At 66.8% G+C, this 22,165-nt stretch carries 15 protein-coding genes; 6 read left to right on the top strand and 9 right to left on the bottom strand.

Annotated features, from left to right (window positions below; genetic code table 11):
* The first annotated feature begins 41 nt into the window (after nt 1-41).
* Nucleotides 42-1,256, top strand: a complete 1,215-nt coding sequence (locus tag OU998_RS14360) for a M16 family metallopeptidase (protein WP_267514338.1) — start codon at nt 42-44, stop codon at nt 1,254-1,256.
* Nucleotides 1,257-1,321: 65 nt separating this feature from the next.
* Here the strand turns inward: OU998_RS14360 and OU998_RS14365 are convergent, their stop codons facing one another.
* Nucleotides 1,322-4,111, bottom strand: a complete 2,790-nt coding sequence (locus OU998_RS14365; RefSeq protein ID WP_267514339.1) for a TonB-dependent receptor — start codon at nt 4,109-4,111, stop codon at nt 1,322-1,324.
* A gap of 284 nt (nt 4,112-4,395) precedes the next feature.
* Here OU998_RS14365 and OU998_RS14370 point away from each other — a divergent pair, with 284 nt between their 5' ends.
* Both OU998_RS14370 and OU998_RS14375 read left to right on the top strand, forming a co-directional pair.
* Entirely contained in the window at nt 4,396-6,216 is a 1,821-nt protein-coding gene (locus OU998_RS14370) for an alpha-amylase family glycosyl hydrolase (protein ID WP_267514340.1), read from the top strand.
* On the top strand, nt 6,213-7,853 hold the full coding sequence (locus OU998_RS14375) for an alpha-amylase family glycosyl hydrolase (protein WP_267514341.1): 1,641 nt from the start codon (nt 6,213-6,215) through the stop codon (nt 7,851-7,853). The genes OU998_RS14370 and OU998_RS14375 overlap by 4 nt, the downstream gene beginning before the upstream one ends.
* A gap of 5 nt (nt 7,854-7,858) precedes the next feature.
* Here OU998_RS14375 and OU998_RS14380 read toward each other — a convergent pair whose 3' ends face one another.
* Nucleotides 7,859-8,911, bottom strand: coding sequence for a LacI family DNA-binding transcriptional regulator (locus OU998_RS14380; protein WP_420709839.1), 1,053 nt, complete (start codon nt 8,909-8,911; stop codon nt 7,859-7,861).
* 64 nt (nt 8,912-8,975) lie between these two features.
* Here OU998_RS14380 and OU998_RS14385 point away from each other — a divergent pair, with 64 nt between their 5' ends.
* The 3 genes from OU998_RS14385 to OU998_RS14395 all read left to right on the top strand — a co-directional run bounded on the left by OU998_RS14385 (nt 8,976) and on the right by OU998_RS14395 (nt 15,104).
* Complete coding sequence (locus OU998_RS14385; RefSeq protein WP_267514343.1) at nt 8,976-11,042, top strand: glycoside hydrolase family 97 protein; 2,067 nt, start codon at nt 8,976-8,978, stop codon at nt 11,040-11,042.
* 145 nt (nt 11,043-11,187) lie between these two features.
* Entirely contained in the window at nt 11,188-12,726 is a 1,539-nt protein-coding gene (locus OU998_RS14390; protein WP_267514344.1) for an MFS transporter, read from the top strand.
* An 8-nt stretch (nt 12,727-12,734) separates the two neighbouring features.
* Nucleotides 12,735-15,104, top strand: coding sequence for a glucan 1,4-alpha-glucosidase (locus OU998_RS14395; protein WP_267514345.1), 2,370 nt, complete (start codon nt 12,735-12,737; stop codon nt 15,102-15,104).
* Between the two features lie 63 nt (nt 15,105-15,167).
* Here the strand turns inward: OU998_RS14395 and OU998_RS14400 are convergent, their stop codons facing one another.
* From OU998_RS14400 to OU998_RS14430, 7 genes are all read right to left on the bottom strand, one after another.
* Complete coding sequence (locus OU998_RS14400; protein WP_267514346.1) at nt 15,168-15,863, bottom strand: TorF family putative porin; 696 nt, start codon at nt 15,861-15,863, stop codon at nt 15,168-15,170.
* A 90-nt stretch (nt 15,864-15,953) separates the two neighbouring features.
* Nucleotides 15,954-17,303 (bottom strand): ammonium transporter, encoded by a 1,350-nt coding sequence (locus OU998_RS14405; RefSeq protein ID WP_267514347.1) that lies wholly within the window; start codon nt 17,301-17,303, stop codon nt 15,954-15,956.
* A 215-nt stretch (nt 17,304-17,518) separates the two neighbouring features.
* Entirely contained in the window at nt 17,519-18,625 is a 1,107-nt protein-coding gene (gene leuB, locus OU998_RS14410) for a 3-isopropylmalate dehydrogenase (protein ID WP_267514348.1), read from the bottom strand.
* On the bottom strand, nt 18,625-19,209 hold the full coding sequence (leuD, locus tag OU998_RS14415) for a 3-isopropylmalate dehydratase small subunit (protein WP_267514349.1): 585 nt from the start codon (nt 19,207-19,209) through the stop codon (nt 18,625-18,627). Before leuD ends, leuB begins: the two co-directional genes overlap by 1 nt.
* Nucleotides 19,202-20,662 (bottom strand): 3-isopropylmalate dehydratase large subunit, encoded by a 1,461-nt coding sequence (gene leuC / locus OU998_RS14420; RefSeq protein ID WP_267514350.1) that lies wholly within the window; start codon nt 20,660-20,662, stop codon nt 19,202-19,204. The genes leuD and leuC overlap by 8 nt, the downstream gene beginning before the upstream one ends.
* Nucleotides 20,655-21,902, bottom strand: coding sequence for a 2-isopropylmalate synthase (locus tag OU998_RS14425; protein WP_267514351.1), 1,248 nt, complete (start codon nt 21,900-21,902; stop codon nt 20,655-20,657). The genes leuC and OU998_RS14425 overlap by 8 nt, the downstream gene beginning before the upstream one ends.
* Complete coding sequence (locus OU998_RS14430; RefSeq protein ID WP_267514352.1) at nt 21,902-22,165, bottom strand: ACT domain-containing protein; 264 nt, start codon at nt 22,163-22,165, stop codon at nt 21,902-21,904. Before OU998_RS14430 ends, OU998_RS14425 begins: the two co-directional genes overlap by 1 nt.

Genomic DNA, 22,165 nt, shown 5'->3' on the forward strand with positions numbered 1-22,165 from the left:
TGCACACCCTGTCCAACGGCGTTCGCGTGATCTGCGACCCCATGCCCGGCCTGAAGACTTTAGCCGTCGTCGTCACCGTCAAGGGCGGGGCGCGGTGGGAGGCGGAGGATCGCTCCGGCTGGTCGCACCTTTTGGAGCATCTGGTGTTCAAGGGCGCCGGCGACATGGCCGCGCGCGAAATCGTCGAACGGATCGAGGCCGAAGGCGGCACGATCAACGCCTCCACCGGCTATGAGCGGACCAGTTTCGAGGTGCGGGGGCTGGACGGGTCGCTGCCGCTGGCGATGCAGGTGCTGTCGGACCTGGTGTTCCGGCCCACGCTGGACCCGGCCGAGATCGAACGCGAAAAGGACGTGGTGGCCCAGGAGATCGCCGAGGCCTTCGACACGCCTGACGACCATGTGTTCGAGATGGTGCAGACGCGGGCCTTCGCCGGCCAGCCGCTGGGCCGGCCGATCCTGGGGTCGGTCGCCAGTCTGAAGCCGGCGGACAAGGCGAGCGTCGAGACCTGGCGCGCGCGGCTGTATTCGCCCGACCGGATGGTGGTGTCCGTGTCCGGCGCCGTGGACGAGACCGAATTGCTGGCCCTGGCCGAGCGCTGGTTCGGCCATGCGGTCGCCACCCCGGTCGAGGCGCCGGCGTCGGCCCTGTTTGTCGGCGGGCATGCGGCCCTGACGCGCAAGATCGAACAGGCCAATCTGGTGTTCCAGCTGCCGGCCCTGGCGGCGACCGATCCGGCCCTGTCGTCGATGCGGCTGTTCGGCGAAATCCTGGGCGGAGGCATGGCCTCGCGCCTGTTCCAGAGCGCGCGCGAGGAGCGGGGCCTAGCCTACGCCATCGACGCCTATCAGGAGCCGTATGAGGACACGGGGGTGCTGGGCATCTACGCCGGGGCGGCGGCCGACCGGGCGAAAGAGCTGGCCCAGGTGGCGGCGGGCGAGGTGCGGGCCCTGGCCGAGACCGGGCCGACCGAAAAGGAGCTGTCGCGGGCCAAGGCGGTGATGAAGGCCGGGCTGTGGATGTCGGACGAGAACCCGATGAGCCGGGCGGGACGCAACGCCGCCCAGACCCTGATCTTCGGCGCGCCCCGCGCCAGCCTGTCGATGACCGAACAGCTGGAAGCCCAGACCGTCGAGGACGTGCGGGCGGTCGGCGCGCGGATCCTGTCGGGCGGCCAGGCGGCCAGCGCCGTGCTGGGGCCCAAGTCGGCGGCGCCGGCGGGCGAGGCGTTTGCGGCGGCCTTGTTTGGGGGATAGCCCCTGCCCCAAAGAAAATGGGCCGCCTCGTTTCCGAAGCGGCCCAAGTTTGCTCAGGGGAGAAATCAGAAGCGGTAGTTCATGCCCACCGCGAAGGTCCGGCCGTAGCTCTGATAATCGATGGTCTGACGCTCATCGCCGTTCTGGAAGGTCTTGAACGGTTCGTCGGTCAGGTTGTTGACCTGGGCCAGGATGGACAGGCCCTCCAGCGGACCCGACTGGAACTCGTAGCCGACCTGGGCGTCGACGACGGTTTCCGCCGCGACCGAACGCAGGGTGCGGCCGTTGCCGAAGCCGGCGACCTCGCCCAGATAGTCGGAGCGGTAGCGGGCCGAGACGCGGGTCTGGAAGCCGTAGCGCTCATAGTAGAGGGTGCCGTTGACGACGGTTTCCGACAGGCCCGGCATGGTGGTCGGCGCCTCGTTCGGATCGGGCTGGACCTCGCTGTCGGTCTGGGAGGCGCTGAACATTCCGCCGAAGCCTTCGAGGGCGGGGTGGATGATGTCGAACGGCGCCGAAACCGAGAACTCCACGCCCTTGATCCAGCCGCCGTCGCCGTTGTCCGGTCGCGAGGACAGACCCTGGTTGATCACCGGCGTCACGCCGCCGGTCGGGTAGCCGGTGAAGTCGACGATCTCGCTATGGTTATAAACATAGCTTTCGAGGTGCTTGTAGTAGGCCGCCAGCGAGACATAGCCCTTGCGGTTGGCGAAATACTTCTCGATCGATATGTCCGCCACATCAGCGATATAGGGCCGAAGTCCCGGATTGCCGCCGCTGGCGCCCCAGGGCGACTGGTTGTCGGGCTGGGCGCTGGGGATGTTGTTCGCCACATTGAACGAATAGTTCTGCGAGGCGCGCATGTCGTCCATCCGCGGGCGCGCCAAGGTGCGGGCCACGGCGAAGCGGGCGAACAGGTCGTCGCCGACTTCCAGGATGAAGTTCGAGCTGGGCAGGATCTCCAGATAATCCACGCCGCCGCTGACGGCGATGGTTTCCGACACGCCGGGACCGACCTGGCGGGCCGAGAACCCGTTGGACTGCTGGTCGGTGTAGACGAACTGCATGCCGACATTGCCGGTCAAGGGGCGGCCGAACAGCTCGTGGTCGATGTTGGCGCGGACATAGGCGGTCGAGACCTTTTCGGTCACTTCCCAGTTGCCGGCGGCGACGTCGGCGTTCGGGTTGCGGACCAGGTCAAGCAGGCCGCTGTTGACCAGGCCGAGAGCGTCATAGCTGAGCACCTGCGAGATGCCGAGATAGCCCAGATCGGTCGGGTCCAGCAGATATTCCGACGGAACGAACAGGTCGCCGCCGCCGGGGACGCCGATATAGTACTGGTCGTTGACGAAGGTCTTGTTGCGCTCCGAATAGTTCAGGCCGAAGTCGATCGACTTGAACGGGCTCTGATGCAGCTGGCGGTTCGCGGTCAGGCGCACAGCCTTGATCTCGTCCTCGATCGACGGGGTGTTCATATAGCCGACCTGACCGCCCGGAATGACGTCCCCGCCCCAGCCCTGGGCCGAGGTGATGCGGATCAGGGTCGGGTCGGCGTAGTCGAGCTGGCTGGTGAAGCGGGTGACGCCGTCATCGGTCAGTTCGAAGCCGAGGGTGTCCAGCGCGCCGTTGATGTTGCGCCCGGTGCCGGCGTTGGTCTCGAGGATGATGTCTTTCCGCTCGACCTTCGAATAGTTGACGTCCAGGCCCAGGGTCCAGTCGTCGTTGGCGACGAACTCGGTGTTCCAGCCCAGGGCCGTGATGTTGCTGTCGCGCTTGTTCAGGTCGTTGCGGACGACGCCCTTGATGTTGTCCCAGGTTCCCGCGACGATCAGACCGTCCTCGACCGTGTAGCCCGAGCGGAGCGATGGGGCCGGGCGGCAGAGCGACGAGGCCACGTTCACGGTGCAGTCCCCAGCCGAACCGCCCCAGGCCAGCGGGAATTCGATGCCGCGCAGGACCTGGGTGTTCTTGAACTCGGAATAGAAGGCATCGATCGTCGAATGGATGCGATCGTTCGGGCGCCATTCCAGTACGCCCATATAGCCGTCGCGCTCCAGCTCCGACGACATGACATAGGGTTTGACGCCGCCGGTCAGCAGATTGCCGTCGCTGTAGGTCGGGTAGCCCCAGGCGTTGAACCGCTCGGACTGGTAAGGCGAGCTCATGTGGGCGTAGCCCAGCGCGACGCCCAGGGTGCCGTCCATGAACTGGTCGATATAGGAAATCGTGTAGCGGTCGCCGCTGTCGGTCGTGCCCGAGTTCAGGGCGCCGATGTCGTTCCACTCGTGACGATAGTTCAGGGCGATGGCTTGGCGGCCATAGGCCAGGGGTCGAACGGTGCGCAGGTCGACGGTGCCGGCCAGGCCCTGACCGATCAGGGCGGAGTCCGGAGTCTTGTAGACGACGACGCTGCCCAGCAGTTCCGACGGGAACTGATCGAACTCGACGCCGCGGTTGTCGCCGGTGGTGACCAGTTCACGGCCATTCAGCAGGGCGGTGGTGAAATCGGGGCCGAGGCCGCGAATCGAGATGGCCTGGCTGCGGCCGTCGAGGCGCTGCGAGGTCACGCCCGGCAAGCGGGCCAGGGATTCGGCGATGGAGACGTCCGGCAGCTTGCCGATGTCCTCGGCCGAAATGACTTCGACGATCGAGGTATTGTTGGCCTTGGCCGAGATCGAGGCCTCGATCGAGCGGCGGATGCCGGTGACGACAATCTCGCCGACTTCGGCGGCTTGCTCGTCGGCCTGGGTCGTGTCGGCGGTTTGGGCGTGAACGCTGCTGACGGCCATCAGCATGGCGGCGCCGAATGCGGCGCCCGACATCAGGCGCACGCGCCGGTTAAGACGTTGAGACATGGTCATCCTCCCTGAGGCTGTCGCGATTCTGAATGTCGCAACCGAAGCCTTCGCAAAAATATGCAAACATTTGTCATTCTTGCAAGCAGTTAATCTCTGCGGCGCATTTTCGCCGCGAGCCAAGCTATGCAATTGCCCCTATCCAGCCGCTTTTGCACCACTCCATGCTGTGTAAATGCTGCGTCGCAGCAATCTAATGCGCGTTGACACATCGCACCGGGACTGCAAAATCTTGCAAATCGATCTGGAAGGCTTTGCACTTTCCGGACGGGGAGGACGACAGGATGACGCTTGCTCGACAGTGGAAGACGCCGAAGCGCGCCGTGATGATGGCCGCCGCCCTGCTGGCCTCGACCTCTCCCCTACCCGTCCAAGCCCAGGCGGCTGCGCCGGACGCCCTGACCGCGCTGCGTCAGCGTCCGCCCCAGGACGAGGTGATCTATTTCCTGCTGCCCGACCGTTTCGCCAACGGCGATCCGTCGAACGACCACGGCGGCTATGCGCCCGAGCGGTTGACGAGCGGCTTCGACCCGTCCGACACCGACTTCTATCACGGCGGCGATCTGGCCGGCGTGACCGAGCGGCTGGACTATATCCAGGGCCTGGGCGCGACGGCGGTGTGGCTGGCGCCCATCTTCAAGAACAAGCCGGTCCAGACGCACGGCAATTACACGGGCGCGGCCCACCACGGCTATTGGATCACCGACTTCACCGCCGTCGATCCGCATTTCGGCGACGAGGCGGCGATGCGCGCCCTGGTCGACGCGGCTCATGCGCGGGGCATGAAGGTCTATCTGGACATCGTCGCCAATCACACGGCCGACGTGATCCGCTATCGCGAGTGCCCGGACCGGCCCTGCGAATACCGCAGCCGGGCCGACTATCCCTACACCCGCCGTGGCGGGCTGGGCGGGGCGGCGATCAACGCGGGTTTCGACGGGCGGGACTTCTCGCGCCTGACCCGGCCCGACTACGCCTACAGCCCCTATGTTCCCGCGGGCGAGGAGAAGGCCAAGGTTCCGGCCTGGCTGAACGACCCGATCCACTATCATAACCGTGGCGACAGCACGTTTGCAGGCGAAAGCTCGCTGGACGGGGACTTCGCCGGTCTGGACGACCTGCTGACCGAGGACCCGGTGGTGGTCCAGGGCATGATCGACATCTTCGGCGGCTGGATCGACAAGTACGGGATCGACGGCTACCGCATCGACACCGCCCGCCATGTGAACCCAGCGTTCTGGCAGGCCTTCATCCCCGCCATGCTGGAGCGGGCGCGGGCCAGGGGGATTCCGAACTTCCACATCTTCGGCGAGGTGTTCGACGCAGACCCGGCGGTGACAGCACGGTTCACGCGGGTGGACGCCTATCCGGCCGTGTTGGACTTCCCTTTTCAAAAGACGGCGGTCGAGGTCGCCTCGGGCAAGGCGGGGACCGACGCCCTGACGCGGCTGTTCGCCGCCGACGCCGTCTACGCCAAGGGCGCCGATACGGCCGCCATCCTACCGACCTTCCTGGGCAATCACGACATGGGCCGGGTCGGCTTCTTCGTGAAACAGACCAATCCGACCGCCGACGAGGCCGAGATCCTGGCCCGGGTGAAACTGGCCCACGCCCTGATGATGTTCAGCCGCGGCGTGCCGACCCTCTATTACGGCGACGAACAGGGCTTCGCCGGGGCCGGCGGTTACGGAAACTCGCGACAGGACATGTGGGCCGGCCAGACCGCCGTCTATGCGGCCGAACACCCCATCGGCGGACGCCAGCCGGCCTATTCGACCGAGGCGCCCCTCTATACGGCCATCGCCGAGATGGCCCGGATTCGCGCGGCCGAACCGGCCCTGCGCCGCGGCCGTCAGGTCGTGCGGGCGGCCGGTGACAAGCCGGGCCTGTTCGCCCTGTCGCGCCTCGACGAACCCGGCGGCGAGACCCTGGTTCTGTTCAACACCTCGAGCGCCGCCGTCACCGCCCAAGTGGAGGTGGAGCCCGGCTCGCTGCGGTGGCAAGCTGTACGCGGCGACTGCACGACCCAGGCCTCGGCCCCCGCCAGCTACGCCGTCCGCATTCCTCCTCTCGACTATCTGATCTGCAAGAGCGCCCCACAGTGAACGCCCAAACCCTCGACCTCGCGACCGCCGCCCGACCGGCGACCGCCCACACCGAATGGTGGCGGGGCGCCGTGCTGTACCAGATCTATCCGCGCAGTTTCGCCGACGCGAATAACGACGGCGTCGGCGACCTGAAGGGGATCACCGCCCATCTGGACCATGTCGCCTCGCTGGGCGTGGACGGGATCTGGCTGTCGCCCTTCTTCACCTCGCCGATGAAGGACTTCGGCTATGACGTCGCCGACTATTGCGACGTCGATCCGATCTTCGGGACCCTGGCCGATTTCGACGCCCTGGTGGCGCGCGCCCATGCTCTGGGACTGAAGGTCGTGATCGACCAGGTCTTCTCCCACACATCGGACGAACACCCCTGGTTCCTGGACAGCCGCGCGTCAAAGACCGGCCCGCATGCTGACTGGTACGTCTGGGAGGACGCCAAGCCCGACGGCTCGCCGCCCTCGAACTGGCAGTCAGTGTTCGGCGGCCCGGCCTGGACCTGGAACGCCCGGCGCGGCCAGTATTACATGCACAATTTCCTGGCGTCTCAGCCGCAGCTGAACGTCAGGAACCCCGCAGTTCAGGACGCCCTGATCGCGGCGGCGCGGTTCTGGCTGGACCGGGGGGTGGACGGCTTCCGCCTGGACGCCATCAACTTCTCCATCCACGACCTGAAACTGACCGACAATCCGCCGATCAATGACGGCAAGAAGCGCACCCGCCCGTTCGACTTCCAGGACAAGATCAACAATCAGAGCCAGCCGGAGATCATCGGCTTCCTGAACCGGATCCGCGCCCTGACCGACAGCTATGAGGGCCGGTTCACGGTCGCGGAAGTGGGCGGCGACCACGCGGATCGGGAGATGAAGGAATATACCGCCGGGGCGGACCGCCTGCACTCGGCCTATGGCTTCCTGTATCTGTACGCCGACACGCTGAAGAGCGAACTGGTGGCCCAGGGCGAGACCATGTGGCCGGACCAGCAGGGCGAGGGCTGGCCGTCCTGGACCTTCTCGAACCACGACGCGCCCCGCGCGGTGTCGCGCTGGGCCCAGGGCCGGGACCGCAAGGCCTTCGCCGAGATGGCCCTGTTGCTGCTGGTCTGCCTGCGCGGCAACGTCTTCGTCTATCAGGGCGAGGAACTCGGCCTGCCCCAGGCCGAGGTGCCGTTCGAGCGGCTGGTCGATCCCGAGGCCATCGCCAACTGGCCCGAGACCCTGGGTCGCGACGGCGCCCGCACCCCCATGCCCTGGCATGCGGACCAGAAGAACGCCGGCTTCTCCACCGTCGAGCCCTGGCTGCCGGTCGATGCGCGCCACCTGCCGCTGGCGGTCGATGCGCAGGAGGCCGATCCGGCCTCGACCCTGCATGTCGCCCGCCGGATGATCCGGCTGCGCCACCAGCATCCGGCGCTGCGATACGGCGGGATGGAGGTCGTCGAGACGTCAGGCCTGCTGGTGTTTGAACGCCAGGAACGCGGCGGCGGCGGGGAACGGCTGCTGTGCGTCTTCAACCTGGGTCACGACACCGTCGATTGGCGCCCGCCCGTCGAGGCGACGCGGATCGAGGCGATCAACTGGACCGAGGCCGACGGCGCTGCCCTGCCGCCGCTGGCCGGACTGGTCTTCAGACGGGCATGAGCCTGTCAGCCGCCACAGGTCTCGCGCACGATCAGGTCGGTGGGAATCCGTTCCGACCGACCGGCCGTCGCGCCCCCGTGGTCCAGCAGTTTGGACACCATCAGCCGGCCGGCCTTCATCGTGTCTTGGGCGATGGTGGACAGGGCCGGACGCGAATAGCGGCTGAAGGGCACATTGTCGAAACCGATCACCGAGACGTCGCCCGGCACGGTCAGTCCGGCGTGCTCCAACGCCCGCACCGCGCCCAGGGCGATCTGGTCGGAGGCCGCCACCACGCCGTCGAACTTCACGCCCCGACGCACCAGGGCGTCCACCGCGGCCTCGGCGGACTCGACCTCGAAATGGGCGGGGACGATCAGGTCGGCGTCCACCGACAGACCCGCCGTCTCCAGCGCCTCCAGATAGCCCCGGTGCCTCTGCATCGCCTCGGGCGGATCCAGATCGCCCAGAAACACGATCCGCGAGCGACCCAGCCGCGCCAGGTGCGAGGTCGCGCGGCGACCGCCGGAGAAGTTGTCCGAGCCGATGGAGCAATAGTCCTGCTCCGGCAGGTCGGCGCCCCAGACCACGAACCGATGGTCGCCCGCCGCCAACCGGTTGAAGGCGCCGTGCAGGCTGGACTGACCCAGGAAGATCACGCCGTCGGCGCGGCTGGTGTTCATCGCCGCCGACAGCTCGTCATAGGTGGCCGGCGAGATATGGCTCATCAACAGGTCGCAGCCGCGTTCGCGCGCCGCCTCGCCCACCCCGGCCAGCAGCTCCAGGAAGAAGGGATCCGAGATCCGGCCCTCTCGCCCCTGCGGTCGCGGCGTCACCAGGGCGATCGTGCCCTGGGCCCCGATCGGGCCGGCCGGCATGTAGCGGCGGAACGGATAGTCGTGCTCCTTCGCCAGCTTCCAGATCAGTTGTTTGGTGCGGTCGTTGACGGCGGGGCTGTCGTTCAGCGCGCGGGAGGTGGTGGCCACCGACACGCCGGCCAGGCGCGCGATGTCTTCAAGTCGAGTGGTCTTGCGGCTCAAGCTCGCGGGTCCCCAGGCCAGCCTGTTCCGGCTGCAAATTTTTCTGCAAACATTTCAGCCACCGTTCGCGGCGGTTGGCAAGAGGCGGCGTAACGGAGTTCCCATGATGAAGCGCAGATCCTTTCTGGCCCTCGGCGGCGCCTCGATCCTGGCCTTCGGCGCGACGGGCGTGCGGGCCCAGACTAGCCCGGTCCATGCCCGCGCCAGCTCGCCCGGCGGCGTCCTGACGGTCGAGGCCTTTACCGACAACGACGGCCGGCCGATGTATTCGGTGCTGCGCCAGGGCCGGATGGTCGTGGCGCCGTCGAAGCTGGGCTTTCTGCTGACCGACGCCCCGGCGATCGAGCGCGGTCTGGCCCTCACCGCCGGCCAACCGGTGACGGTGGACGAGACCTGGGAGCAGCCGTGGGGCGAGCGCCGGTTCATCCGCAACCACTACACCGAATGGCGGGTCAGCTATGCCGAGACCAGCGGCCTGCAACGCCGGGTGGACGTGGTGTTCCGCCTGTATGACGACGGCCTGGGCTTCCGCTACGAGTTCCCGGACCAGGCCGCGCTGAAGACGGTCCGCATCGGTTCGGAGCTGACCGAGTTCAACCTGGCTGAAAACGGCGAGGCCCTGTGGGCGCCCGCCTGGGAATGGAACCGCGAGGAATACCTCTACAACCGCACCCCCATCGACGCGGTCGGCAGCGCCCAGACGCCGATGACAGTCAGGGGCCAGTCGGGCCTGCACGTCTCGATCCACGAGGCCGCCTGCGTGGACTACGCCGGGATGAACCTGCGCCGTTCGGAGGAGACGAAGTTCCGCACCCAGCTGACGCCGGGCCTGACCAACGCCGCCGTGGTGCGCCAGGCGCCCTTCAATACGCCGTGGCGGACGTTGCAGGTGTCGGACACCGCCGCCGGCCTGATCGAGTCCAGCCTGATCCTGAACCTGAACGAGCCCAACAAACTGGGCGACGTGTCGTGGTTCAAGCCGATGAAATACGTCGGGGTCTGGTGGGAGATGCACCTGGACCTGAAGAGCTGGAACTCCGGTCCCAAACACGGCGCGACCACCGAAAATGCGATCAAACACATCGACTTCGCGGCCAAGCACGGCTTCGGCGGGGTTCTGGTCGAGGGCTGGAACAAGGGCTGGGACGGCCAGTGGTTCGCCAATGGTTCGGACTTCAGCTTCACCGAGGCCTATCCCGATTTCGACATCGAGGCGGTCTGCGCCCACGCCCGGTCCAAGGGCGTGCAACTGATCGGCCACCACGAGACCGGCGGCAACGCCTTCCACTATGAGCAGCAGCTCGAACCGGCCATGGCGCTTTACGAGCGGCTGGGCGTCCATTCGGTCAAGACCGGCTATGTCGCCGACGCCCAGGGCGCCCGCGTCGCCGGACCGGACGGCCAGATGGTCATGGCCTGGCACGAGAGCCAGGCGATGGCCCAGCACCATATGAAGGTCGTCGAGGCGGGCGCCCGGCACAAGGTGGCGATCAACGCCCACGAGCCGTTCAAGGATACGGGCCTGCGCCGCACCTATCCGAACATCATCAGCCGCGAAGGTCAGCGGGGCATGGAATATTCGGCCTGGGGCGATCCCGGCAATCCGCCCGAGCACGAGCCGAACCTGGTCTTCACCCGCCTGCTCGCCGGGCCGATGGACTATACCCCCGGCATCTTCGGCATGGAGACGCGCAGTCCCGGCGGGGTGCAGACGACCTGGGCCAAACAGCTGGCCCTCTATGTCGTCATCTACAGCCCGATCCAGATGGCGGCCGACCTGCTGGTCAATTACGAGGCCAATCCGGCGCCCTTCCAGTTCATCAAGGACGTGCCCTGCGACTGGGCCGAGACCCGTGTGCTGGCGGCCGAGATGGGCGATTACGTCGCCATTGCGCGCAAGGACCGGGCGTCGGACGTCTGGGCCCTGGGCGCCGTCACCGACGAACATCCGCGCGTCCTGACCGCCCACCTCGACTTCCTGGACGACGGGCGCCGCTATCGCGCCGAGATCTACCGCGACGGCCCCGACGCCGACTATCGCGGCAAGCGCGAGGACATCGTCATCGAGCAACGCGAGGTGACGTCGGCCGATGTCCTGACCCTGGCCCTGGCGCCCGGCGGCGGGCAGGCGATCCGGTTCGTGCCGGTCGGGCGGGGGCGTCGCAAATGAGCGCCCCTCAACCCTCAAACCCGTCATCCTCGGGCTTGTCCCGAGGATCCATACTCCCGGTGTCCACCGGTGCGCACCGTCTTCGACGGAGTCTATGGATCCTAGGCACAAGGCCTAGGATGACGACGATAAGGAGAGGCGTCGCATGACCCTGCTCGCCCACCGCCCGCGCCTGTCCGGCCTGGCGATCTGGAACATGTGCGTCGGCTTTTTCGGCATCCAGATCGGCTTCGGCCTACAGAACGCCAACACCAGCCGGATCTTCCAGACCCTGGGCGCCGAGGTCGACAGCCTGGCCATCCTATGGATCGCCGCGCCGCTGACGGGCCTCCTAGTCCAGCCGATCATCGGCCATTTCAGCGACAAGACCTGGACCCGGTTCGGGCGTCGCCGCCCCTATTTCCTGGTCGGGGCCATCGCCACGACCCTGGCCCTGATCGCCATGCCCAACAGCCCCGGCCTGTGGTTCGCCGCAGCTATGCTTTGGATCATGGACGCCTCGATCAATATCACCATGGAGCCGTTCCGGGCCTTCGTCGGCGACAATCTGCCGGAGGAGCAGCGCACCGCAGGCTATGCGATGCAGAGCTTCTTTATCGGCGCCGGCGCCGTCTTCGCCTCGGTCCTGCCCTGGCTGCTGTCCAACGTCTTCGGCGTGGTTCCGACGGCCGCGGCGGGGGTCGTGCCCCTGTCGGTCAAGATCGCCTTCTACGTCGGCGCGGCCGGCCTGTTCTCGGCCGTGCTTTGGACCGTACTGAGCACCAAGGAATATAGCCCCGAACAGATCGCCGCCTTTGAGCGCGCCAAGCAGGCGGCCCTGGGCGCGCCTGCTGACGACGGCGCCGAGGCGCCGGCGCGCAGCGTTCAGGGCTGGATGACGTCGGGCCTGGTCTGCGCCGTGCTGGGGGGGCTGGGTTTCGTGCTGATCGGCGCGCTGAACCTGGAGAAGGAGCTGCTGGTCCTGGCCGGCTTCTTCGCCGGTTTCGGCCTGTTACAGATCGCGGTCGGCATGATGCAACGCCGCCAGATCGTCAACGCCGCGACCGAGATCCTGAACGACATCTTCCGCATGCCCGAGACCATGCGGGGTCTCGCGGTGGTCCAGTTCTTCAGCTGGTTCGCCCTGTTCTCCCTGTGGATCTACACCACCGCCGCCGTGACCCGCGTCCATTACGGCACGACCGATGCGACCTCGGCCGCCTATGCCGCCGGGGCCGACTGGGTCGGGGTTCTGTTCGGGGTCTATAACGGCGTGGCGGCCCTGGCGGCCTTCACCCTGCCGGTCCTGGCCAAGCGGATCGGGCGCAAGGCGACCCACGCCCTGATGCTGTTGCTGGGCGCGGCGGGCCTGTTCGGGGTCTTCGTCATCCGCGATCCGGGCCTGCTGTGGCTGCCGATGATCGGCGTTGGCTTCGCCTGGGCCTCGATCGTCTCCCTGCCCTACGCCATCCTGTCGGCGGCGGCGCCGGACCGAAAGATGGGCGTCTATATGGGCGTCTTCAACATCTTCATCGTCGTGCCGCAACTGCTGGCCGCCACCGTTCTGGGCCTGATCCTGAAGCATTTCTTCGGCGGGCAAGCCATCTGGGCCCTGGTGCTGGGCGCCGTTTCCTTCGTGCTGGCTGCGATCAGCGCGCTGTTCGTCCGCGAGTCCGGCTCGCTTCCCCCCACGCGCAATCCGTGAGGACCTCCATGCGTATGTCAAAGACACTCTGCCTCGCCGGCGTCGCCGGCCTGGCCCTCGCCTCCGCCGCCTCGGCCCAGTCCGTCGCACCCGGTGCGCCTGGGGCGGCGCCCGTGTGGTCCAGCGCCGCCAAGACCGGCGCCGGGGCCTCCTACGAAGCCTATGTCGACGGCCAGTATCGCGACGGCGGCCCGACCGGGGCGGTGTCCAAGGTCTGGTTCTCCATCGCCGACGGCGTCCTGACCGAGACCATGTACGGCCTGATCCACGAGGCCCAGATCAAGCAGCTGCGCTTCGCCGTCGTCACACCGGAGGGTCTGGCGCTGGAAGGCGACGACACCACGGCCAAGACCGAATACCTGCACGTGGACGCCGAGGGCCGCCCGCTGTCGCCCGCCTACAAGATCACCACCCGCGACAAGGCCGGCCGGTTCGAGATCGAGAAGCGCATCTTCGCCGACCCCGACCGCAACGCCTTGGTGCTGCGGGTCGTCATCACGGCCCTGAGCGGCGAGGCCACGCCCTATCTGCTGCTGGAGCCGCACATCGCCAATACTGGGGTGGATGATCGCGGCGCCGTCACGCCCCAAGGCTTCCACGCCTGGGAAGGTTCGATCCATCTGGTGCTGAAGCCCAGCGAGGCCTTCACTGCGGCCAGCGTCGGCTTCGTCGGCGCGTCGGACGGGCTGACCGACCTGAAGGACGGAAAGCTGGCTTGGACCTATGGTTCGACCGGCGAGACGGCGGGCAATACGATGATGACCGGCGCCCTGCCGACCCTGCGCATGGGCCAGAGCCTCACCCGTGACTTCGTCGTCGGCTTCGGCGACAGCGAGGCGGCGGCCCAGGCGGCGGCGGACGGCGCCTTCGCGACCGGACTGGACGAGGTGCTGGCGCGGTTCAACGGCGAGGGCGCCCGCACAGGGTGGGAGGACTATGTCGCCTCCCTGACCGAACTGCCGCGCATCGCGCAGCAGGCGACCGACGGCGGCAAGCTGGCCTATGCCTCTGCCCTGATGCTGAAGGTGCAGGAGGACCGCACCCACGCCGGCGCGCTGATCGCGTCGCTGTCCAACCCGTGGGGCGACACGGTGGACGCGTCGAAATCCTCGACCGGGTACAAGGCGGTCTGGCCGCGCGACTTCTATCAGGTGGCCATGGCCCTGGCGGCCCTGGGCGACAAGGAAACGCCGCTGGCGGCCTTCAACTATCTGCCCCAGGTGCAGGTCGGACCGAACACGCCCGGCAATACGGGCGTCGGCGGCTGGTTCTTGCAGAAGACCCACGTCGATGGCGAGCTGGAGTGGGTTGCGGTTCAGTTGGACCAGACGGCCATGCCGATCATGCTGGGCTATCGCCTATGGAAGATGGGCTGGCTGTCCGATGCGGAAATGGCCGACCACTATCAGTCGATGCTGAAACCGGCGGCCGACTTCCTGGTGGACGGCGGCAAGGTCGGGCTGTTGTGGAACGACGCGGATATCAAGCCGCCCTTCACCCAGCAGGAACGCTGGGAGGAGCAGCAGGGCTATTCGCCGTCCACCACGGCCGCCGTGGTCGCCGGCCTGACGGTCGCGGCCGAGATGGCCCGCGCCTCAGGCGACGCATCGGGCGCGACCCGCTACCAGGCCGCCGCCGACGGCTACGCCTCGAAAATCGAGGACCGGATGTTCACGACCAACGGCGATTTCGGCGACGGCCGCTACTACATCCGCATCAGCCAGAACGAGAACCCGAACGACAAGGCCCCGATCGGCGCCGCCAACGGCCAGATCGCCCCGGCCGAGGATCGGGTGGTGGACGGCGGCTTCCTGGAGTTGGTGCGGTACGGCGTGCGCAAGGCCGACGATCCGCACATCCTGTCCACCCTGCCGGTCTATGACGACCAGTCGTTGGAGGATCTGTACCGGGTCCGCTACGACTTCGGTCTGGAAGGCGACACGACGCCGGGCTGGCGTCGCTACGGCGTCGACGGCTATGGCGAAGACCGTGTCACCGGGGCCAACTATGGCGTCGGCGGCCAGATGAGTCCCGGCCAGCGCGGCCGGGTCTGGCCCTTCTTCACCGGCGAGCGCGGCCATTATGAACTGGCCCGCGTCAGTGTGAACGGGACGCCGTCCGCCGCCGATATCGCCGCCATCCGCCAGACCTATGTGCGCGGCATGGAGCGGTTCGCCAATGACGGCCTGATGCTGGCCGAACAGGTCTGGGACGGGGTCGGGGATCCGACCGAGCGCGACTACGCCCTGGGTCAGAACACGGATTCGGCGACGCCCCTGGCGTGGACCCATGCCGAATATCTGAAGCTGCTGCGGTCCCTGGCCGACGGCAAGGTCTGGGACCGGTACGACCCGGTCGCAAGCCGCTACGCCCGCTGAAACGAAAAAGGCCCCGGAGATCGCTCTCCGGGGCCGATTTCTTAGGTCAGCGATGCGCTGGGATCAGAAGACCAGCTTGACGCCTGCCACGACCCGATCATAGGCGCCGTCGACACCCTTAACGTCGGTGTCGTGATAGCGGACATCCAGCGCCAGGTTATCGGTCAGGGCGTAGGCGACGCCGGCGTTCCAGGTCGCATAGTCATCGGTGACGTCCAGCCATTGCTGGCCGATGGCGCCCGAAACCGTCCACTTATCAGCCGGGCTGAAGGACCCGTTGATTTCAGCATAGGTGGCGGCTTCGTCCACGCCGAAGAAGTCCGGCGAATAATAGACGGCGGCGCCGATCGTGGCGGGCCCGACGGCGCGCGACGTCGCAGCCTTGAACTCCACATAGTTGTAATCGACCTCATCCGGCGTACCCGCATAGAGGTAGCCGATCACGCCGAAGTCGAGGGCGAAGCCAGAGGCCTCGGTGCGATAGCCGCCATAGATGTCGAACTCGGCATCCGTGTCGTCGCCGAAATCAACGTTCGAGGCCCAGGCGCCGGCGTAGAAGCTGCCGGAGGTCAGATCGACGCCGCCCTGGATGGCGGGATCTTCGGCCGTCTGGCTGAAGCCGCGGAACACATAATCGGTCACGATCCCGGCGTTGAAGGCGACGTCGATGTCGCTTTGCGCCGAGGCGGGCGCCGCCAGGCCGATCAGGCCCGTGGCGAGAGCCGCCGCAGCGGCGGAACGGAAGAATCCAAACTTCATAGTCATATCCCCTTGATTATATTTGTTTCTGTAGCGCCGAGACAGGCCCGGCAGGCTGGATGCGGCCGGCGGAGCCGCATCCAGATCTCATTAGTGGTCCAAAGTCTCGCCGTGCAGCGAGGTGTCCAGACCAGCGGCTTCTTCCGCCTCGCTCACGCGCAGGCCCGTGGTGAACTTGCAGATAACCAGGATGACGAAGGTGCCGACCGCGCTGTAGGCGATGGTCCAGGCCAGACCGAGGGCCTGGGTGCCGACATTGGCCCCTTCCGACAGGCTGTTGATCGCGGTGGTGGCGAAGACGCCGGTCAGCAGGGCGCCGATCAGACCGCCGGCGCCGTGGATGCCGAAGGCGTCCAGGGAGTCGTCGTAGCGCAGCAGCTTCTTGATCCAGACCGACGAGATATAGCAGACCGGTCCGGCGATCAGGCCGATGATGACCGCGCCCTTGGGATCGACGAAGCCGGCGGCCGGGGTGATGGCGACCAGACCGGCGACCACGCCCGACAGCATGCCGATCAGCGAGACCTTCTTCTTCTCGATCAGTTCGATGATCTTCCAGGTCAGGGCGGCGGCGGCGGCGGCCAGGACGGTGTTCAGCAGAGCCACAGCCATCAGGTCGTTGGCCGCGCCCGCCGAACCGGCGTTGAAGCCGATCCAGCCGACCAGCAGCAGCGAGGCGCCGATCATGGTCAGAACGGGGTTGTGGGCGATGATCGGTTCAGCGCCATAGCCTTTGCGACGGCCCAGGAAGATGGCGCAGACCAGACCGGCCACGCCCGAGTTGACGTGAACCACGGCGCCGCCGGCGAAGTCCAGCACGCCGGCCGAACCCAGGAAACCGCCGCCCCACACCCAGTGACAGATGGGCGAATAGATCAGCAGCGACCAGAGGGCCGTGAACAGCAGCAGACCCGAATATTTCATCCGCTCGGCGAAGGCGCCGGTGACGAGGGCTGGGGTGATGATCGCGAAGGTCATCTGGAATGCGATGAACAGATATTCGGGGATGCCCGTCAGCAGGCTGTTGGCCGTGCCCAGGGTCACGCCGTTCAGGAACAGCATTTCGATGCTGCCGACATAGGGCTGAAGCACCGGGTCGGGGTTGGCGCCGAAGGCGATGCTGTAGCCGGCGATGAACCAGACCAGCGACACGACGGCGAAGACGCCGACCGATTGGGTGATGGTTGCGATGACGTTCTTACGGCGCACCATGCCGCCGTAGAACAGGGCCAGGCCCGGCAGGGTCATCAACAGGACCAGGGCGGTCGAAGTGCCCAGCCAGGCCGTGCCCGCGCTGTCCAATTCGAGCGCCGACTGGTGCGCCAGAAGCGCAGGCGCCGCCTCGGGCGTTTGGGCGAAGGCCCCGCCCGCATAAAACAGCCCGATGGTCAGAAGCAGGAGCGCGACGGCTCCCGGAAGTCGATTCCAGACACGCGACATGAGCAAAAATCCCCCTTAGCAATCTCGCAGATGCGAAGGTTTTACTGCAATCGCTTCTGACGCAAGGGGCTTGACCGTAAACGGTGCAACTTTCTTGCAACGGTCATTGAAGAAAAGTTAAGCCCCACATGATCGTTGCGTCATGCGGGGCCTTTTAGATCGATTAATGTTCCACCAAACGGTGTTTGCGGTACGAAATTCGCACCCCGATTTGGTCAGGCCCAGTGCATTTGCACCCGATGCGCCGCCGCCCAATGGATCGCACGGATGGCGTCGATGACCGCCTCAGTCGCGGCGCGGGTGCCCAGCGCTCCGCCCAGATCCGCGGTGACGGCGCCGGCGGCGAGGACGGCCGCCACGGCGGCCTCGATGGAATCAGCCTCGTCCTCCAGCTTCAGACTGTGACGCAGCAGCAGGGCGGCCGACAGGATGGTCCCGACCGGATTGGCCAGGTCCTGCCCGGCGATGTCCGGCGCCGAGCCGTGGATCGGCTCGAACAGGCCCGGCCCCTCCGTGCCCAACGAGGCCGAGGGCAGCAGGCCGATCGAACCGCCCAGCACCGAGATCTCGTCCGACAGGATGTCGCCGAACATATTTTCGGTCAGGATGACGTCGTATTCGCGCGGCTTGCGAATCAGGTGCATGGCCATGGAATCGACCAGGGCGTGTTCCAGCTCGATCTCGGGGAATTCCTCGGCGTGGATACGGGTCACGACCTCGCGCCACAGGCGGCTGGTCTCCATGACATTGGCCTTGTCCACCGAGGTCACCTTGCCGCGGCGCTGGCGGGCGGTCTGGAAGGCGGCGCGGGTCACGCGCTCGATTTCAGGCACCGTATATTCGCACAGGTCCGTGGCCCGGTCGGCGGTGCGGGTCTTCTCGCCGAAATAGACGCCGCCGGTCAGCTCGCGGAAGACGATCAGATCGACGCCTTCGACGATCTCGCGCTTCAGCGGCGAACGATGCGCCAGCACCGGCGACACCTGCAACGGCCGCAGATTGGCGAACAGGCCCATGGCCTTGCGGATCGCCAGCAGGCCTTCCTCGGGCCGACGCTTGCCGCCGTCCCATTTAGGACCGCCGACCGCGCCGAGCAGAACGGCGTCGGCGGCGACGCAGACGGCGCGGGTCGCCTCCGGCAGGGGCTCGCCCGTCTCGTCGATGGCGGCGCCGCCGATCAGATGTTCGGTGAAGTTGAAGCTGTGGCCGTAGAAGTCGCCGATCACGGCCAGCACGTCGCGAGCGGCGCGCGTCACCTCGGGCCCGACGCCGTCGCCGGGCAGCAGGACGATATTATAGGTCTTGGGAGCGGTGTGGGGCATCAGACAGTCTCTCGCGAGCGCTCAAAGGCTTCGATCTCAGGCAGGTTTGATTGCAGCCAGCCCAGGGTGTCCACCCCGTCCAGCAGGCACTGGCGTGCGAAGGATTCGACCTCGAACGGCACGGGCTGCGCATTGCCGCGCCGGATCTGGTTGGCCTGGAGGTCGATCGTGACCGGCTGATCCGGTTGTGACGCCAGATCGTCCCAGACCGCCTGGTCGACGACGATGGGCAGCAGGCCGTTTTTCAAGGCGTTAGATGTAAAAATGTCAGCGATTTCGGTCGAGATCACCGCCCGGAACCCATAGTCGTACAGGGCCCAGGGCGCATGTTCACGCGACGAGCCGCAGGCGAAATTCTTGCCCGCCAGCAGGATGCGGTGCTCGGCCGGCTCGATCCGATTCAGGATGGCTTCGGGCTTTTCCGAACCGTCGGTTTCGTAGCGCCAGTCATAGAAGGCGGCCTTGCCCAAACCCTCGCGCGACGTCGTGGTCAGGAAGCGCGCGGGGATGATCTGGTCGGTGTCGATATTGGCCTGGCTCAGGATCACGGTTTTAGAGGTCAGGACCTGGAAGGGTTCAGACATTTTGCACTCCTACCGTCTCGCGCGCGGCGCTCGCCTGCTTGAGGGCCGCCTCGCTCAAAAAGACGCGCGGATCGGTCAGCACCCCGGCCACAGCCGTCGCCGCCGCCGTCGCGGGGCTGGCCAGGATGGTGCGGGCGTCCTTGCCCTGGCGGCCTTCGAAATTGCGGTTGGAGGTCGAGACGGCCAGCTGACCCGGCGCGACGAAATCGCCGTTCATGGCGATACACATCGAACAGCCGGGGATACGCCATTCGGCGCCGGCGGCGATGAAGACCTGATCCAGGCCTTCCGCCTCGGCGTCGCGACGCACGGCCTCGGAGCCCGGCACGACCAGCATGCGCAGACCCGGCTTGACCTTGCGGCCGCGCAGCACCTCGGCGGCGGCGCGCAGGTCGGGCAGACGGCCGTTGGTGCACGAGCCGATGAAGACCACGTCCACCGGCTGGCTGGTCGTCGCCTCGCCGGCGGTGAAGCCCATATAGGCGATGGCCTTGCGGTCGCTGTCCGACTGGGGTTGCGGCACGGGCGTGCCGATGGGAGCGCCCGCATCCGGCGTCGTGCCCCAGGTCGCCATCGGGCGAATGGCGGCGCCGTCGATGACGACTTCCTGGTCGAAGACCGCGTTCGGATCGCTGGACAGTTTCAGCCATTCGGCCGTCGCGGCCTCATAATCGGCGGGCACATGTTTGCGGCCGCGCAGCCAGTCGATGGTGGTCTGGTCAGGGGCGATCATGCCCGCGCGGGCGCCGGCCTCGATGGACATGTTGCACAGGGTCATCCGCCCTTCCATGTCCAGCGACCGCACAGCCTCGCCAGCGTATTCGATGACATAGCCGGTGCCGCCGCCGAAGCCGATGGCGGCGATCACGGCCAGGGCGACATCCTTGCCCGATACGCCGGGTTGCAGCCGACCGGTCACCGTCACCCGCATGGCCTTGGCCTTGCGCTGCAACAGGCATTGGGTGGCCAGAACATGGCCGACCTCGGACGTGCCGATGCCGAAGGCTAGGGCCCCGAAGGCCCCATGCGTCGCCGTATGGCTGTCGCCGCAGACCACGGTCATGCCCGGCTGGGTCAGGCCCAGTTCCGGCCCCATCACGTGGACCACGCCGCGGTCGTCGGAGTCCCAGCCCGCCAGCGGTACACCGTGGGCGGCGCAGTTCTTCTCCAGCCGATGGACCTGAGCCTCGGCCTGGGCCGTGACATAGGGCTTCAGCCCGTTCAGCCCCGCCGGCAGGGTCGGGGTCGAATGGTCCAAGGTCGCATAGGTCCGGTCGGGACGCCGCACCTTCAGCCCGCGCGCCTCGATCTCGCTGAAGGCCTGCGGGCTGGTGACCTCGTGGACCAGGTGCAGGTCGATATACAGAACGCCGGGCGTGTCGCCTGTTTGCGGCCGCACGACGTGGGCGTCCCAGACCTTGTCGAACAGGGTGCGGGCCGTCAGCTTACGCATACTGGGCCACCGTCTCCTCAACGCCGTCGACCCGGTCGATGATGGCGATCAGTTCGGCGTCGCTGATCTCGCCGATCTGGTCAGCGCGCTGCTTGAAGCCGACCACCACGGCCGCCAGACGCTCGCCCTCGATGGGACGGCCGATGGTCTCGGCGCGCTTGGCGATGGCGTGGCGGCCCGAGTGTTTGCCCAGCACGAACCAGCTGCCTTCGAAGCCCACGTCCTGGGGCCGCATGATCTCATAGGTGCGGCTGTCGGCCAGCATGCCGTGCTGGTGAATGCCGGCTTCGTGAGCGAAGGCGTTGATTCCGACGACCGACTTGTTGCGGGCGATCACCGTCTCGGTGATCTCGCACAGGATCTTGGAGGCGCGCACCAGATGGCGGCTGTCGGCCCCGGTGGTGACGCCGTACCGGTCCTCGCGGACCTTCAGCGCCATGATGACTTCTTCGATCGAGGCGTTGCCGGCGCGTTCGCCGATGCCGTTGATCGCGCCCTCGACCTGACGCGCCCCGCCCTCGATGGCGGCCAGGGAGTTGGCGACCGCCATGCCCAGGTCGTCGTGGCAGTGAGCCGAGAAGATCACATGGGGATGGCGTTTGTGGATGCGGGCCGCCAGGGCGCGGTAGGTCTCGCGCACCTCTTCCGGGGTCGCATAGCCGACGGTGTCGGGCACGTTCAGGGTCCGGGCGCCGGCGTCTGCGGCGGCTTCCAGCACATCGGCCAGGAACTCGGGCTCGGTGCGGAAGGCGTCCTCGGCCGAGAACTCGACGTCGTCGAACAGGCTGACCGCGTATTCGACCGAGCGGACGGCCGTGGCCAGAACCTCGTTGGTCGACATCTTCAGCTTGGCGGTGCGGTGGATCGGGCTGGTGCCGATGAAGGTGTGGCAGCGACGATGCGACCTGGGCGCCGGCTGCAGGGCGCGGAAGGTGGCGTCGATGTCCTTTTCGTTGGCGCGCGACAGGGAGCAGAAGATCGGCCCCTCGACCTCGCCAGCGACCCGGCGGATGCAGTCTTCGTCGCCGGGCGAGGCGGCGGCGAAGCCGGCCTCGATAACGTCGACGCCCAGGTCCTTCAGGACCTGGGCCATCTTCAGCTTGGCTTGGGCGCTCATGGAGAAACCGGGCGCCTGTTCCCCGTCCCGCATCGTCGTGTCGAAAACGATGACGCGGTTGGGGTCGGCGGCGATCTCCTCAGTTCGGGATACGCCGGATACTCGTACTTTTTCGGCGGTCATTATGCGGCCTCGGATTGAATAATGTCATTGCCGATACGGCGCACGCCGAACAGCCGGTCAATCTGGCACCCCAGATTGTCGATGGAACGGCCGGCGTCGCGGCCGCGCACGGTCAGGGCCAGGTGTCGGAAGGCGCCGCCCGAACCGGGAATGTCGGCCATGTTCATGCCGTCGATGTGGAAGCCGCGGCGTTCCACAAGGCCAATGAGACGCTGAAGCGAACCGTCTGCACGGTCGATCTGGATGTGGATCGTGTTGCTCAT

It is taken from the genome of Brevundimonas sp. SL130, from assembly GCF_026625805.1.
In the GTDB taxonomy this organism is placed as follows: domain Bacteria; phylum Pseudomonadota; class Alphaproteobacteria; order Caulobacterales; family Caulobacteraceae; genus Brevundimonas.

Excerpts from the sequence above, each read along its gene's own strand:
- OU998_RS14360 (WP_267514338.1), top strand. The coding sequence starts at position 42 with ATGCCCGGCCTGAAGACTTTAGCCGTCGTCGTCACCGTCAAGGGCGGG.
- OU998_RS14365 (WP_267514339.1), bottom strand. The coding sequence starts at position 4,111 with ATGTCTCAACGTCTTAACCGGCGCGTGCGCCTGATGTCGGGCGCCGCA.
- OU998_RS14370 (WP_267514340.1), top strand. The coding sequence starts at position 4,396 with ATGACGCTTGCTCGACAGTGGAAGACGCCGAAGCGCGCCGTGATGATG.
- OU998_RS14385 (WP_267514343.1), top strand. The coding sequence starts at position 8,976 with ATGATGAAGCGCAGATCCTTTCTGGCCCTCGGCGGCGCCTCGATCCTG.
- OU998_RS14390 (WP_267514344.1), top strand. The coding sequence starts at position 11,188 with ATGACCCTGCTCGCCCACCGCCCGCGCCTGTCCGGCCTGGCGATCTGG.
- OU998_RS14395 (WP_267514345.1), top strand. The coding sequence starts at position 12,735 with ATGCGTATGTCAAAGACACTCTGCCTCGCCGGCGTCGCCGGCCTGGCC.
- OU998_RS14400 (WP_267514346.1), bottom strand. The coding sequence starts at position 15,863 with ATGAAGTTTGGATTCTTCCGTTCCGCCGCTGCGGCGGCTCTCGCCACG.
- OU998_RS14405 (WP_267514347.1), bottom strand. The coding sequence starts at position 17,303 with ATGTCGCGTGTCTGGAATCGACTTCCGGGAGCCGTCGCGCTCCTGCTT.
- leuB (WP_267514348.1), bottom strand. The coding sequence starts at position 18,625 with ATGCCCCACACCGCTCCCAAGACCTATAATATCGTCCTGCTGCCCGGC.
- leuD (WP_267514349.1), bottom strand. The coding sequence starts at position 19,209 with ATGTCTGAACCCTTCCAGGTCCTGACCTCTAAAACCGTGATCCTGAGC.
- leuC (WP_267514350.1), bottom strand. The coding sequence starts at position 20,662 with ATGCGTAAGCTGACGGCCCGCACCCTGTTCGACAAGGTCTGGGACGCC.
- OU998_RS14425 (WP_267514351.1), bottom strand. The coding sequence starts at position 21,902 with ATGACCGCCGAAAAAGTACGAGTATCCGGCGTATCCCGAACTGAGGAG.
- OU998_RS14430 (WP_267514352.1), bottom strand. The coding sequence starts at position 22,165 with ATGAGCAACACGATCCACATCCAGATCGACCGTGCAGACGGTTCGCTT.